The 14,487-nt window shown below is 58.9% G+C and carries 12 protein-coding genes; 1 reads left to right on the forward strand and 11 read right to left on the reverse strand.

The genetic code is table 11. The features are described 5' to 3' along the window. A partial coding sequence (locus AB7E65_RS07770; protein WP_428745603.1) for a hypothetical protein occupies positions 1–369 on the forward strand: 369 nt, incomplete at its 5' end. A gap of 193 nt (positions 370–562) precedes the next feature. On the opposite strand, the gene AB7E65_RS07775 is transcribed toward AB7E65_RS07770, so the two are convergent. The 11 genes from AB7E65_RS07775 to guaB form a co-directional block, all read right to left on the reverse strand. Continuing rightward, entirely contained in the window at positions 563–1,696 is a 1,134-nt protein-coding gene (locus AB7E65_RS07775; RefSeq protein WP_428745604.1) for a glycerate kinase family protein, read from the reverse strand. Positions 1,697–1,822: 126 nt separating this feature from the next. Beyond that, a complete protein-coding gene (locus tag AB7E65_RS07780; protein WP_072285484.1) occupies positions 1,823–2,023 on the reverse strand; it encodes a hypothetical protein in 201 nt (66 codons plus the stop codon). Positions 2,024–2,073: 50 nt separating this feature from the next. Continuing rightward, positions 2,074–3,627 carry a sensor domain-containing diguanylate cyclase gene (locus AB7E65_RS07785; protein ID WP_072285485.1) on the reverse strand — a complete coding sequence of 518 codons (1,554 nt, stop codon included), beginning with the start codon at positions 3,625–3,627 and terminating at the stop codon, positions 2,074–2,076. Positions 3,628–3,685: 58 nt separating this feature from the next. Then, entirely contained in the window at positions 3,686–4,468 is a 783-nt protein-coding gene (locus tag AB7E65_RS07790; RefSeq protein ID WP_320361374.1) for a septal ring lytic transglycosylase RlpA family protein, read from the reverse strand. A gap of 212 nt (positions 4,469–4,680) precedes the next feature. After that, positions 4,681–5,634 carry an acetyl-CoA carboxylase carboxyltransferase subunit alpha gene (locus AB7E65_RS07795; protein ID WP_072285487.1) on the reverse strand — a complete coding sequence of 318 codons (954 nt, stop codon included), beginning with the start codon at positions 5,632–5,634 and terminating at the stop codon, positions 4,681–4,683. Positions 5,635–5,718: 84 nt separating this feature from the next. Beyond that, a complete protein-coding gene (gene dnaE, locus AB7E65_RS07800) occupies positions 5,719–9,189 on the reverse strand; it encodes a DNA polymerase III subunit alpha (protein WP_428745605.1) in 3,471 nt (1,156 codons plus the stop codon). A 170-nt stretch (positions 9,190–9,359) separates the two neighbouring features. Next, the gene (locus tag AB7E65_RS07805; protein ID WP_072285489.1) at positions 9,360–9,959 is read right to left on the reverse strand and encodes a Maf family protein; all 600 of its coding nucleotides are present in this window, start codon (positions 9,957–9,959) and stop codon (positions 9,360–9,362) included. A gap of 155 nt (positions 9,960–10,114) precedes the next feature. Further along, positions 10,115–10,444: a hypothetical protein gene (locus AB7E65_RS07810; protein WP_072285490.1), complete on the reverse strand. Its 330-nt coding sequence runs from the start codon at positions 10,442–10,444 to the stop codon at positions 10,115–10,117. Between the two features lie 69 nt (positions 10,445–10,513). Continuing rightward, entirely contained in the window at positions 10,514–11,530 is a 1,017-nt protein-coding gene (locus AB7E65_RS07815) for a helix-turn-helix transcriptional regulator (RefSeq protein ID WP_072285491.1), read from the reverse strand. A gap of 4 nt (positions 11,531–11,534) precedes the next feature. Then, positions 11,535–13,097, reverse strand: coding sequence for a glutamine-hydrolyzing GMP synthase (gene guaA / locus AB7E65_RS07820; RefSeq protein ID WP_072285492.1), 1,563 nt, complete (start codon positions 13,095–13,097; stop codon positions 11,535–11,537). 149 nt (positions 13,098–13,246) lie between these two features. Next, positions 13,247–14,487: IMP dehydrogenase (gene guaB / locus AB7E65_RS07825; RefSeq protein WP_428745606.1), on the reverse strand; the 1,241-nt coding region annotated here is incomplete at its 5' end.

A 14,487-nucleotide genomic window follows, 5' to 3' on the forward strand; every position in this document is an offset into this window, starting at 1 on the left:
CCCGCAACCGCCCCCGGAACCGCCACCGGAACCACCGCCGGAACCACCCCCGGAACCCCCGCCGGAACCCCCGCCGGAACCACCGCCGGAACCACCGCCGGAACCCCCGCCGGAACCGCCACCGGAACCGCCACCGGAACCGCCACCGGAACCGCCACCGGAACCGCCGCCCGAACCGCCACCGGAACCGCCACCGGAACCGCCACCGGAACCGCCACCGGAACCGCCACCGGAACCGCCGTCATCACCTCCCGGCAAGGCATTCGCCACGGGCGTATATGTATGATTGACAATCTTGCCCAAATCGCCTATGGACGCCATTGCTACAGCAACAATCAAGGCAAGAACGACGGCATACTCCACCGCTGACTGCCCCCGCTCGCTACATTTTCCGAAAACCACGGCTTCGTACCTCCCTCCGCCGACCCAAATGCTGCTTCTGGACCCCTGGAAAAAATAAAACCATGAAGATTTTTACATCATGATCTATAACATACCAGAAACAGCCTCCCTTGCCAGATGCCGAGTTGCGGAAGAGGTAAAATCCCTGGCAAAACCCATGTCAGGTCCGTGACGGGGGATGCAACCGTGCGGCCAATCGCTCCGCCGCGCAGCTCAGCAATTCGGCGGCACGGGCGAAAGCCTCGTCAAGCGGCATGTCCTCAGGGGTAACGGACAGGGCGTGGCGGACCCCTGCCCGGGTGCACTCTTTGGCGTTCAATTGCAGCCGACCCGCCAGAACGGCCACGGGCACCCCAAACCGCCGGGCCCGTTCCAGCACACCGCTGACCACTTTTCCATGCAGGGAGGTAGGATCCAGACACCCTTCGCCGGTAATGACCCAATCGGCGGACCGCAATTCTTGTTCAAACCGGAGCCGTTCCATCACCACGGCAATCCCCCCCCGCAGCCTGCCCCCCAGGAAAGCCACGGCGCCGGCGCCGAAACCGCCGGCCGCTCCCCCGCCTGCAATAACGGCCACGTTCATACCGAGTTGTTCCTGGATAAGCTCTGCAAGGTGGGCAAGCCCCTGTTCCAGCATTTCGACCTGGGCGGGGGTCGCCCCTTTCTGGGGTGCGAATACCCGTGCCGCCCCCTGTGCCCCGCACAGGGGGTTGACAACATCGCACAGCACCGTAACCTCCGGCAGCCGATTCACGGGCGGCACAATCCGACGCAGCGTTGACAGACTGCCGCCGCCGAGCGGGACCGGTTGTCCCATGGCGTCGAGAAATCGCCATCCGAGGGCCCGCGCAGCGCCGGTACCGCCGTCCACCGTGGCGCTGCCGCCAAGCGTCAGCAATATGTGACGGGCGCCCTGCCGTACCGCTGCCTGCAGAAGCTGCCCCGTACCGTAGGTAGTGGTTTCCAGCGGGCGACGATGCGCGGCATCCAGAAGCACCAGGCCGCTGGCTCTGGCCATTTCCACGATGGCCGTTGCGCTCGGGGCAACCCAGCCGTAGGAGGCGGTCATGCGCATGCCGGGCAACGGTCCCATCACATCCCCAACGTCCCTCCAGCATCCCTGCGCCGCGCCGGTCAGGAGCTCGGCCGTACCTTCGCCGCCATCGGCCAGCGGACAGACGCGCAAGTTCCAGCCCGGATGAATGCGACCCAGCGTAGCGGCAATGATAGTGCATGCCTCGACGGCCGTCAGGCTGCCCTTGAAGGAATCACAAGCCACCAGAATGTTCATGGTACCCTCCCTGGACGAGAAATCGACATCACGATGTTTTCACAATCAGTATACAAAAACGCCCCCTGCGATAAACGGCAAGAGGCGTATTCATATGGAACAGAAAATTGTCGAAAAGTCAAAACTTCAGCGTCTGGCAATTATTTTTTCCATCAGCTGATAAACATTCTTGTCGGAAATCCAGACGACAAAACCATTGCCTTCCTCGTCGCTGCCACATAAATAGCCGATCCCGGGCTTTTGGCCGTCACAGGTATCACAGGCGGGATACAGGCTCAGCGCGTGATTCGGCGCCATTTTCAGTACAAATTCTTTTTTTTTGTCCATGATTGCCCCTGCATGTTCAGTGAAATAAAGGCATTAAAAAAACAGGCTCATCATACAATCGTTCTGACCGTTATGGTATTGCGGCCGGACTTTTTCGACTGATAAATAGCCTGATCGGCGACATTCAGCATGGCGAAACGGGTGACTTTCTGACCCTGGCCATCGAAGCAGGCACCGCCGATACTGACAGTGATGCCGAGGGTTTTGCCGTTGACGGAAATCTGTGTCCTTTCAATATGCCCACGCAGACGCTCGCACAGGGACTCCAGTCCGCCGCGATCCGTTTCCGGCATAATGACAGCGAATTCATCGCCGCCGTAACGTGCCACCACATCGCAACCGCGCATGCAGGTCGTCACCTGGCTTGCAATGCTGCGCAGCACCGCATCCCCCGCCAGATGACCGTGAGAGTCGTTGATGTCCTTGAAAAAGTCGATATCAAAAAACATCAGCGACAGAGGGCTGCCGTAACGGCTGGAACGCTCCAGTTCCTTGTCGATCTGCTGCAGAAAATAGCGATGATTATAGAGTCCGGTCAATTCGTCCCGGTATGCGAGGTTGCGCAGTTCGTTGTTGGCTTCGAGCAATTTGGCGATAAACCGCGTGGATTCTTCCCGGGATTGCCGCAACTGGCCTACCAGACATTCATAAGACATCGCCCGTTTGCCGAGTTCGGCGTTGGCCTCCTGCAAAAGCTGCGAAAGCGGTTTCATCTCGCCCGGATCGATGTCGAAAAAATTCAGAATCTCCATGGTCCTTGCGGCCAGAAGATCGATCATCTGCTTTATGGCCTCCCGTTCCAGCCCGTAGCTGCTCTCCAGGATGTCAAACACAAGCTCCAGGGTGCGACTGCCGGCGGCACCATGATACAGTGCGGACAGCATGTCCCCGACGCGGAGAATGCCAATCAGCGCCGCATCGGGAAAAGCCCCCGGCGGCCGGTCATGATGGTGGAAAACCGGAAGATACACGCTCTCGGGCAATCCCCACTGCTTGAGCATCAATCCCCCCAGCTGACCATGATCGAAACCGATAAGCTCCCTCTCCACGGGAAAACTCTGGCTTCCGGCAAAAGCTTTCATCAGCAGGACCTGCTTGTAGTCATCCTCCATTTGCTGGTACATGACCAGCACCCCGATGTCCTGCAGCAGTGAGCACAGAAAAGTATCATCGCTGTGTAAACCGGTCAGGGAGGCAATCATCTCGGCGGCAACGGCCGAAGTGATGGCGCGTTTCCAGAAATACGTGATGTCAAACCAGCGGGCCGGGGGGCAGGTTATCCCCTCCACGATGACGAACGACAGGGCGATATTCCGAATCAGGTTGATGCCGAGCACCGTCAGGGCACTGTCGATGCTTCTGATCTTGCCGGGAAATCCGAACACCGAGGAATTGGCCGCCTTCATCATGCGGGCCGTCAGGGAAGGATCCTTGCTGATGATAGCGCCGATTTCCCGGAAAGAGTGTTCGTCGTCCCTGACAACTTCCAGCAACCGGAAAACGACATTGGGTGGGGTGGGCAGTTCAAGTCGCAGCTGAACGATCTGCTCCATGCTTTTCAGAGTATCGTTGGCCGACAGGTTTTCATGAGCCGTAAATTCCATGACAACTGCCCGAACTGTTTACATCAAAAAGATCTCTACCGGGAAACGCCCTTCGGCATCAGTCCAGGGCTACGACAAAACAGTTGCCGTAGCCGGAACGCCCGAAATTTTCCTTGGCCGCATGAGCGGCGGACAGGGAATCGTAACGACCCACCCAGACCCGGTAGAACAACCGACCGGCAACCCATTCCTGCTTGATGGTGGCCTGCCCCAATTGCTGACGGTATTTTTCCGCCAGGCGCCGGGCATTGTCGTTAACTGTAAACGAGCCGATCTGCACGGCGAAACTGCCGACATCGTAACTCGGAGACGGCTGATAGGTAATGTTCCCCAGATCATCGGACCGGGCAATGCCCAGTGCCTCGATCCGCACCGGCGCCGTTCCCGGCCCGACCACCCCAAGCTGGCTGGCGGCCGCGTAGGACAGATCGATAATACGCTCGCCGACAAAAGGACCCCGGTCGTTGATGCGCACAACCGACTCGCGCCCGTTCTGCCGGTTGACCACCCGCACACTGGTCCCCATCGGCAGGGTCTTGTGCGCCGCGGTCATGCCATGCATATCGTAAAGCTCGCCATTGCTGGTCTTTTTGCCGTGAAAATCGGACCCGTACCAGCTGGCGATGCCTTCCTGGGAAAATCCTTCGCTGCTCGTCATCGGCCGGTAAAGTCGTCCGTTGACCGTATAGGGCTTCTGATGACCCTTGAGGCCTGCCGTTTCCGGGGTGTCCATGACCCGCGTGCGATAACCGCCGCCGCATCCAGCAAGCCAGGCGGTCAGCAACACAGCAATCCCGATACGCACAGCGTCTGCTGATGTTATGGAAAGTTTTTTATGCATGGCTCCTCCACAACGATTCGCCCGGCGTTCAAGTTGCAATCCCTGTTGGCGATAAAGCCGGGCATCTCAGACCCATGACAACCACAGCGGCACAGCCACCATGAGGGCCATCACATCGAAAAAAACAATGACGCCCGAACCTCACGGCGCATCCGGCATATCTGAAGTCACGGCAAGACCGTGTCGGAAGCGAGGCATTCGGAATGGGCGCCCTATTCCTCAACGATGGTCATGGCGCGCAGCTTTCGGTAACGCTGTTCCCGCAATTCTTCGGACGAGAGGCCTTTCAGGGCATCGAAATGTTTGCGCAGACATGCATGCACCATCGCAGCGGCAGCCGCGTGATCCGCATGGGCGCCTCCCAGAGGTTCGGGAATCACCTCGTCGATGACACAACCCAGTTTTTCGATATCGTGCGCCGTAAGCTTGAGCGCTTCGGCGGCTTCGGCCCCCTTGCTCCCATCCTTCCACAGAATGGCCGCGCAGCCTTCGGGAGAGATGACCGAATAGACGGCATTTTCCATCATCAGCACCCGATTGCCGACAGCGACAGCCAACGCCCCTCCTGAACCGCCTTCTCCGGTAACGGTAACGATAACGGGCACCTTGAGAGCCGCCATTTCCCGAAGATTGCGGGCGATGGCTTCGGCCTGGCCCCGCTCCTCGGCCCCGATTCCGGGAAAAGCCCCCGGCGTGTCGACAAAGGTGAAGATCGGCAGGCCGAACTGCTCGGCCATCTGCATGACCCTCAGAGCCTTGCGATACCCCTCGGGATTGGGCATGCCGAAATTGCGGTAGACTTTTTCCTTGGTGTCCCGACCCTTCTGATGTCCAATAACCGCACAGGGCTCGCCGTCGAACCGGGCAAAACCGCATACCAGCGCCGGGTCCTCGCGGAAATTACGATCGCCATGGACCTCGAACCAGTCCGTGAAGATGTGCTTGACAAAATCGAGGGTAAAAGGACGGTTGACGTGGCGTGCCAGTTGCGTCAACTGCCAGCGGGTAAGATTGGAAAAGATTTCCTGCCGCAATTTTTTGGCCTTCTTCTCCAGTTTTTGGATTTCGCCTGAAAAATCGACCTCATCGGTGGAATAGCCGCGCAACTCGTTAAGCTTATGTTCCAGTTCGACCAGGGGTTTTTCAAAATCCAGGTAAAATTGCATGAAAGTCTCCTGAAATCCATTTCCGCCGCGATATCACAACAAGAGCTACAGCAAGAAGCACGCCATGAGCGGACAAAAGAACTTTTATTCAAAAGTGACCACATTGTACCCAAACAGGCGTTCGATGTCTTCCATCATTTCGTCCGAGGGGGCAATTTTAAGGCTTTCCGGCAGGCGCAGAACCGTTTCACTGCGGTTGGGAATCACCAGATGCATCAGCACCGGGCAGCCGCCCCGATGGCGAAGAATGATTTCCTTGAGACGGTGCAGCAGATCGTCGACAAGCCCGGGCACCTGAAACCGGAAATGAACCCTTCGGGTCTCCTTGCGGCTGACCTCCTGCAAGGGCAGGATTTCCCGGGGCATGAGCTTGCGGGTATCTTCCGACACCTCCACCGTGCCGCTGATCAGCAGCGGCTGATCGGCATGCAGCACTTCGGCCGCTTCTCGATAAACGTCGGGGAACACCACCATTTCCACGAAACCGCTTAAGTCCTCCAGGGTGACGAAGGCCATGCGCTCGCCCTTTTTGGTCATCAGGTCGCGCATGCCACTGACCATGCCGCACAGGCGCACTTCCTCCTTATCCGCCCGCTCCGCAAGTTCGGCGGTGGTACAGTTGGCGAAACGCCGGATGACCTCCTGGTAGCGTCCCAGGGGATGGCCGGTAATATAAAATCCGAGGGATTCCTTTTCAAACCCGAGCTTGATTTTATCCGGCCATTCTTCCATCGCGGGGAGTACACCGTAACTGGTGCCGCGCGGTGAAACAATTTCTTCGGTTCCGAACAGAGACGCCTGCCCCTCCTGCTTTTCGCGCTGCATTTTCTGGCCGACTTCCATGGCTTCTTCCAGCACGGTCAGAAACTGGGCGCGGTATCCGCCAAGGGTGTCGAAGGCACCGCACTTGATGAGGGCCTCGATGACTTTTTTGTTGACCTTGCGCAGATCGACCCGCTCGCACAAATCGTGCAGAGAGGCGAAAGGCTGCTCCTGACGGGCTTCGAGAATTGCCTCGATGGCGGCCGCGCCGACCCCTTTGACCGCCCCGAGACCAAAACGGATGGCATTGTCATGCACCGTAAAGGAACTGCTCGAAGCGTTGATGTCAGGCGGCAGCACCTCGATCCCCATGGAGCGCACTTCGTTGATGTTCTTGATGACCTTGTCGGTGTTCTCCATGTCCTCGGTCAACAGCGCGGCCATGAACTCCACCGGATAGTGGGTCTTCAGGTAAGCGGTGTGGTAGGCAACCAGCGCATAGGCCGCCGAATGGGATTTGTTGAATCCGTAGGCGGCGAATTTTTCCATCAGATCGAAAACCGCCTCGGCTTTTTTGACGTCGAGCTGATTGCCGGCGGCCCCCGCCATGAAGATTTCCTTCTGCTTGGCCATCTCTTCGGGCTTTTTCTTGCCCATGGCGCGCCGCAGCAAATCGGCGCCGCCCAGGGAATAGCGGGCCAGCACCTGGGCAATGAGCATGACCTGTTCCTGATAGACGATGACCCCGTAGGTATCCTTCAGAATCGGTTCAAGCTGCGGAAAATCGTAGGTGATTTCCTTCTTGCCGTGCTTGCGCAGGATAAAGTCATCCACCATGCCCGAGCCCAGAGGGCCTGGCCGATAGAGGGCGCAGACCGCGATGATGTCCTCGAAGCAGCTCGGTTTGAGCTTGACCAGCAGTTCTTTCATGCCGGAGGACTCCAGCTGAAACACCCCCGTGGTCTCGCCGGCGGACAGCAGCCGGTAGGTCTCGGCATCATCATCCCGCACCAGCTTGAGATCGAAGGAAGGATTTTTGCCTTCGCGAATCAGGCGCACGGCGTTGGCGATCACCGTCAGGGTTTTCAGCCCGAGAAAATCAAACTTCACCAGGCCGATCTTCTCGACGTACTTCATCGGAAACTGGGTAACCTGAGCCCCCGATTTGGGATCGGTGTACAACGGCAGGTATTCCGACAGTGGATTGGGGGTAACCACCACGCCGGCGGCATGGGTCGAAGCATGCCGGGTGAGTCCCTCAAGGGTGAGAGCGATATCGAGCAGCTGTTTGACCTGGGGATCCTTGTCGTAGAGTTCCTGCAGACGCGGTTCCTGTTCGAGGGCCTCCTTCAGGGTGATATTGAGAACCGCGGGCACCAGCTTGGCAATCTTGTCCACGTCGCCGTAGGACATGCTGAGGGCGCGGCCGACGTCGCGGATCACCCCCTTGGCCATCATGGTGCCAAAAGTGATGATCTGGGCGACATTTTCCTCCCCGTACTTGTGGCGCACATAGTCGATAACGTCCTCTCGCCCATAAATGCAGAAATCGACATCGATATCAGGCATCGATACACGCTCGGGATTGAGGAAACGCTCGAACAGCAGATTGTAGGGGATGGGATCGATATCGGTGATGCGGATGGCGTAAGCCACAAGCGAACCCGCAGCGCTGCCACGACCGGGGCCGACCGGGATGCCGTTGTCCTTGGCCCAGTTGATGAAATCGGCCACGATCAGAAAATAGCCCGGGAAACCCATGCTGTTGATGCATTCGAGTTCCCGCACCAGCCGGTCACGATAGACCTGCTCGTGTTCGGCGGAAAAATCGGGACGCAGCCGGCGGATCTCCGTCAGGCGTTCCTCCAGCCCCTTCCAGGAATTCTCTTCCAGAACCTGGTCGAGGGATTTTTCTTCCGGCTTCTCGTACTGGGGGAAATGATAGGTATTGAAGTCAAGCTCAAGATTGCAGCGATCGGCAATCTCCAGGGTGTTGGCGAGCGCTTCCGGGGCGTATTGAAAAAGCTCCGTCATCTCCTCGGGGGTCTTCAGGTAGAATTCGTCGTTGGCAAAGCGGAAGCGGTCGGGATCGTCCATGGTCTTGCCGGTCTGAACGCACAACAGCACCTCGTGCGCGGCGGCGGACTCGCGTGTGAGATAGTGGCAGTCGTTGGTGGCGACCAGCGGCAATCCCAGCTCCTTGCCGATGGCGATCAGGCCCTGGTTGACCGGCTTCTGCTCGGCGATGAAGTTTTCCTGCAGCTCCAGATACAGGCGTTTATTATCGAACACCGTCGCCATATCGCGAGCCCGGGCCAGCGCCTGTTCGGTTTTGCCCTGCGCGATCAGGGTCGGCAGTTCACCGCCGAGGCATGCCGTCAGCGCGATCAGCCCCTTGTTGTGCCTGCGCAGCAACTCCCAGTCGATGCGTGGCTTGTAGTAAAATCCTTCCCGGTATCCGCAGGAAACCATGCGGCACAAATTCCGGTAGCCTTCGAGATCCTGCGCCAGCAACACCAGATGGTAGGCCTTGTCGCCGCCGCGCAGGTTGCTCTTTTCGAAACGGGAGCCGGGCGCGACATAGACTTCGCAACCAATAATGGGCTTGACAGGGCTGCCTTTGAGTTTGCTGTAAAATTCGACGGCCCCGAACATGTTGCCATGGTCGGTGATGGCGATGGCCGGCATGCCGCAGGCTTCGGCCCGTTTGGCCAGATCGCCGATGCGGATGGCGCCGTCGAGAAGACTGTACTGAGTGTGAACGTGGAGATGGACAAACGAGGATTTATGCATGCACTATCCAACCGTCGCAACCGCCGTCGGCACCGATGTTCGGCCTGTGTTCGGACAAGCAGGCCCTTGCCTGGGAGCGGTCACGTTATTCTCGTGTTGATGTTCAATGGGAGCAGCGACAGGTTTGCGGGAACGAAGCGGCGCCACTGTATCACCGCATCCGCGACGGGTCAAGAATGCGTCTCGTCCCCGAGCACCCTGACCCCGAAATGCGCCAGGAAATCCACCAGCTTGATCAAAGGCAAGCCGATAAGGGCCGTATAATCCTCCCCGTCAAGGCGCTGCATAAGAGCGATGCCCAACCCTTCGATCTTGAAGGCGCCGGCGCAGTCCAGGGGGTTTTCCCGCAGCAGATATGTCCGGATCTGATCTTCCGAAAGAGGCCGCAGGGTCACCCGGAATGTCGTAAAATCGGTCACGGCCTCATCCCGGTTGCTGTCATAGACCGACAATCCGGTATAAAAGGTGTGGGTTTTGCCGACCATGCCGCGCAACTGCCGCACCGCGGCTTCGAAACCGGCCGGTTTGCCGACGATTCTTCCGGTCGCGTCCACAAACACCTGATCGGATCCGACAATCAGCGCATCGGGGTATTTTTCCGCCAGACTTCGGGCCTTGCCGGCAGCCTGATGCTTGACCAGCAACTCCGGCGCGATGTCCTGGGATATCCGTTCCTGATACTGGGGCGCAGCGACATGAAACGGCAGACCCAGCTGCCGCATCAGCTGCATCCGGTAAGGGCTGGTGGAAGCGAGAACCAGGATCTTCATAAAAACGCTCCTGAAGTAAAATATGCTCTTCTTTTTACTTCAGTCGGTCGTTAAATGCAACGACAACAGCCTCGGCCGTCCGATCCAGGGAAGTGCAAAACGCCGCAGCCTGTATGGACAGGGATCTTCCTGCGCTAACCGAACGGCCGCAGCCATCAGGAAAACAAGGCCGCCGGAAGACGGTGACCCGGACTGGTGCCAGCCGATCCGTTTTTGCAGAGCGCGTCGCGAATGGCCTGCAGCAGGGTTTCGCGCCCGAACCTGTCGAACAGTTCGCCGATCTGGGGCCGCCCGAGCCATTCATCGGCGAAAGTGACTTCGACCCGCTCTCCGGCCTCGATCAATACCTCTCCCTCGTAACAGCCGTCCCCCAGCAATGCGGAAACGGCCCAATGGGCAGCTCCGGAAGCTTGCCGCCACTCGGCATGATGAATATCGAGATAAACCGTTTCCCCCGTTTTTTCCCCGACGGTAAGCATCAGCATGACATTATCCTTTCCTGTGGAATGTTTATCCTGCAGCAAAAGGATAAGCCTTCGCTGTGACAGAATAAGTCACAACTGCGCCATTCTGTCCAGAGGCTTCTGTAAGCCGGCAATAAAGTCCTGCCGCAGAGCGTCCGGCGCCAGAACTTCGAGATGGGGCAAAAAGGAATACAGCCAGGCAAGAATCTCTTTATGCCCGCCAGCCCGCAGGGACAGGATCAGGGATCCGTCAGGTTGTTCATCGAGGTTCTGCGTAGGGTGCCAGCGGCGTTCACGGATGAGATGCGCCACTTCAGGAAAAAACCGTATCCGTATCAACTGCGGCTTGTCACCGACCATGCCGAAGGCCTGCCGGTCGACGGCATCGAGATCGAATTTCTCCGGCATCTCAAAACGGCCTTCCAGGACCTGCACCGTTTCGATACGATCGACCAGAAAACGGCGCATCGCCTTGCGGTTGTGCACGTAACCGACCAGGTACAGGGCGTCTTTGAAAAACAGCAGGGTATACGGATCACACAGATAATCGGCCGCCGGCCGGCGGGCCGGAGCGTAACGGAGGGAGCATCGATACTGATACAGCAGAGCACGGCGCAGCGCTTCCAGAATGTCCCGTTTTCCGCTGTAGTCGCGGCGTCCCTGGAACATTGGTGTGACCGTCTGGGAGAGGCGTTCAAGATGCGCCACGCTGCGCGGCGGCAAACTGGCGCGAATGCGACCGAACACGGCGTCCAGATCGTCAATGAAGGGTGTTCCCTCCAGCAGGCCGAGCTGGGAGCGACACAGATAGAGGGTCATCAGCTCGGAGAGGGAAAAGGTGATGGGCGGGATCCTGGAGAAACCGGAAACAAACCGGTAAAGAATCCGGCCATCCCCCGAGAACTCCTTGACCAGGGGATAGCCGGCTTCCTGAATGGCTTGCAGGTCGCGATAAACGGTGCGGCGGTTGACGCCGCACTCCTCCGCCAGTTCTTCCACAGTACTGCCGTGACGGGCTTCAAGCATGCGGACCAGATCGTGCAGACGCGCCGCCTGACTGTACTTGCGCGGCGGGCGACCGCGGCCGTCGGCTTTCGCGGCCGTCACCGCCCTATTCCCACTCGATGGTCGCGGGAGGCTTGCTGGAAATATCGTAGACCACCCGGTTGACGCCCTTGACCTCGTTGATGATGCGGCCGCTGATGTGAGCCATCTCCGCATAGGGCAGCGGATACCAGCCGGCGGTCATGAAATCCCGGGTCTCCACGGCGCGCAGGGCGATGACATATTCGTAGGTGCGTCCGTCGCCCATGACGCCGACGCTCCTGACCGGCAGAAACACGGCGAACGCCTGGCTGATCTTGTCGTAATGCCCGGTGCGGTACAACTCTTCGATATAGATGGCATCGGCGCGGCGCAGGATATCGGCGTATTCCTTTTTGACCTCGCCGAGTATGCGCACCCCCAGCCCCGGTCCGGGGAAAGGGTGACGGTAAACCATCTGGTGAGGCAGGCCGAGCTCTTCTCCGATGGCACGCACTTCGTCCTTGAAAAGTTCGCGCAGCGGCTCCAGCAGTTTGAGCTTCATATGCTCGGGCAGCCCGCCGACATTGTGGTGGCTCTTGATGTTGTGGGCCTTGCCGGTCTTGGCACCGGCCGACTCGATGACGTCGGGATAGATGGTACCCTGGGCCAGCCAGGTGGCATCCTCGATTCTGACGGACTCTTCCTCGAAGATCTCCACGAACAGATTGCCGATGATCTTGCGCTTGCGCTCCGGATCCTCAACCCCTTCCAGGGCGGTCATGAAACGGTCTTGCGCATTGACACGGATTACGTTGACGCCCATGTTCTGAGCGAAGGTGCGCATCACCTGATCCCCCTCGTCCAGGCGCAGCAGCCCGTTATCGACGAAAACGCAGACCAGCTGGTCACCGATGGCGCGCTGAATCAGCGCCGCGGCGACAGAGGAATCGACGCCACCGGACAGGCCGAGGATCACCCGCTCCCGGCCAACCTGCTCGCGAATGCGGTTCACCGCGTCCTCGATGATGTGGCCGGGGGTCCATTGACCGGTACAGCCGCAGACCTGGCGCACAAAAGTATCGAGCAGTTGCTCGCCGCGCGGCGTGTGATTGACTTCGGGGTGGAACTGTACGCCGTACAGGTTACGCTCCACATTCTGGATGGCGCACACCGGCGCGTTGTCACTGTACCCAACCACTTCGAATCCCGCGGGCACGGCCTCGACATGGTCGCCGTGGCTCATCCATACCGGGCTTTTGCCCTCGACGAAAAAATCGTTGAACAGCGGACCGGGCGTGCCGCAGGGCATCAGGTTGGCATGCCCGTATTCGCGTTTGCCGGCCGGCACCACCCGACCACCGAAATGGCGGGACATCAGCTGCATGCCGTAACAGATTCCCAGAACCGGAACACCCAGTTCGAACAGGGCCTCTTCCACCACCGGCGCGCCCTCCTCGTACACCGACTTGGGACCACCCGAAAGAATAATGCCGCTGGGCTCGAACGCGCGGATCGCCTGCAGATCCATGTCAAAGGGATGCAACTCGCAATAGACATGGGCCTCGCGCACCCGCCGGGCAATCAGCTGGGTATACTGGGAGCCAAAGTCGAGTATAAGTATCTTTTCACCATGGATATCCTGGGACATGGGCACTCCGTTGAACTTTTGATTTTATTTTCCGATTTGCGACATATCAAAACCCTGCATAAACGGGGATAATGACCATGACCGAGAGTCCAGGTCCCCTTCCATCCCTGTTAACAACTCAGGATTTTGCCTGTTATCGTCGCCCGTGTTCAGAAACTGCGTTCGACGCGATAGTTGGGCGCTTCATGGGTTATGGCGACATCGTGGACGTGGGATTCGCGCAAACCGGCGTTGGTGATTCGAATGAACCGGGCCCTGGTCTGCAGTTCCCCGAGGGTGCGGCAGCCGGTATACCCCATGCCGGCACGCAGGCCTCCGAGCAGCTGATGGATGTTCTCCGACAGGCTGCCGCGAAACGGCACGCGCCCCTCGATCCCTTCCGGGACCAGCTTGACCTCCGATTCGACGTCACTCTGGAAATAACGGTCCTTGCTGCCCTGCTTCATGGCGCCGAGGCTGCCCATGCCGCGATAGGATTTATAGGTACGCCCCTGGTAGAGGATGGTCTCGCCGGGGGACTCCTCGGTTCCGGCAAACAGCGAACCGATCATGATGACATCGGCACCGGCGGCAATGGCCTTGGGCACCTCGCCGGAATATTTGATTCCGCCGTCGGCGATCAGCGGAATGCCCGCCTTGCGGGTCACCTTGGCCACATCCATGATGGCGGAGATCTGCGGCACGCCAACCCCGGCAACCACCCTCGTGGTGCAGATGGAACCCGGTCCGATGCCGACCTTGACGGCATCGGCGCCGGCCCGGATCAGCGCTTCGGCGGCCTCGGCCGTGGCGATGTTGCCGGCGATAAGCTGCAGCTCGGGATAGGCGCGTCGGGTATCGGCCAGCGCGTCCAGAACCGTCTGGGAGTGGCCGTGAGCGGTATCGAGCACCACAACATCGACACCGGCCCGCACCAGCGCCTCAAGCCGTTCCTCGCGATCAGCTCCGACGCCAACCGCCGCGCCGACGCGCAGGCGACCGATATCGTCCTTGCAGGCGAAAGGATACTTGCGGACCTTCTCGATATCCTTGATGGTAATCAGGCCCTTGAGCTGGTAATCATCGTCGACCACCAGCAGTTTTTCGATGCGATGCTTGTGCAGATGATACTTGGCCTCTTCGAGGGTGGTTCCGGGCGGAACGGTGACCAGGTCATCCTTGGTCATGACATTGGAGATAGGCTGGTCCAACTGGGTTTCAAAACGCAGATCGCGATTGGTCAGAATACCGACCAGACGACCGTTGGTGGTGATCGGCACACCGGAGATGCGGTATTTTTCCATCACTTCCAGAGCCTCGTAGATTTTCTGCTCCGGGCGCATGGTAATGGGATCGACGATCATGCCGCTCTCGGACTTCTTGACCTGATCAACCTCCAGGGCCTGATCCT

Source organism: Syntrophotalea sp. (genome assembly GCF_050253115.1).
Taxonomy (GTDB): domain Bacteria; phylum Desulfobacterota; class Desulfuromonadia; order Desulfuromonadales; family Syntrophotaleaceae; genus Syntrophotalea; species Syntrophotalea acetylenica.

What these genes read in the sequence shown, in the direction of transcription:
- AB7E65_RS07775 (WP_428745604.1), bottom strand. Translation starts at nt 1,696, where the DNA reads ATGAACATTCTGGTGGCTTGTGATTCCTTCAAGGGCAGCCTGACGGCC.
- AB7E65_RS07780 (WP_072285484.1), bottom strand. Translation starts at nt 2,023, where the DNA reads ATGGACAAAAAAAAAGAATTTGTACTGAAAATGGCGCCGAATCACGCG.
- AB7E65_RS07785 (WP_072285485.1), bottom strand. Translation starts at nt 3,627, where the DNA reads ATGGAATTTACGGCTCATGAAAACCTGTCGGCCAACGATACTCTGAAA.
- AB7E65_RS07790 (WP_320361374.1), bottom strand. Translation starts at nt 4,468, where the DNA reads ATGCATAAAAAACTTTCCATAACATCAGCAGACGCTGTGCGTATCGGG.
- AB7E65_RS07795 (WP_072285487.1), bottom strand. Translation starts at nt 5,634, where the DNA reads ATGCAATTTTACCTGGATTTTGAAAAACCCCTGGTCGAACTGGAACAT.
- dnaE (WP_428745605.1), bottom strand. Translation starts at nt 9,189, where the DNA reads ATGCATAAATCCTCGTTTGTCCATCTCCACGTTCACACTCAGTACAGT.
- AB7E65_RS07805 (WP_072285489.1), bottom strand. Translation starts at nt 9,959, where the DNA reads ATGAAGATCCTGGTTCTCGCTTCCACCAGCCCTTACCGGATGCAGCTG.
- AB7E65_RS07810 (WP_072285490.1), bottom strand. Translation starts at nt 10,444, where the DNA reads ATGCTGATGCTTACCGTCGGGGAAAAAACGGGGGAAACGGTTTATCTC.
- guaA (WP_072285492.1), bottom strand. Translation starts at nt 13,097, where the DNA reads ATGTCCCAGGATATCCATGGTGAAAAGATACTTATACTCGACTTTGGC.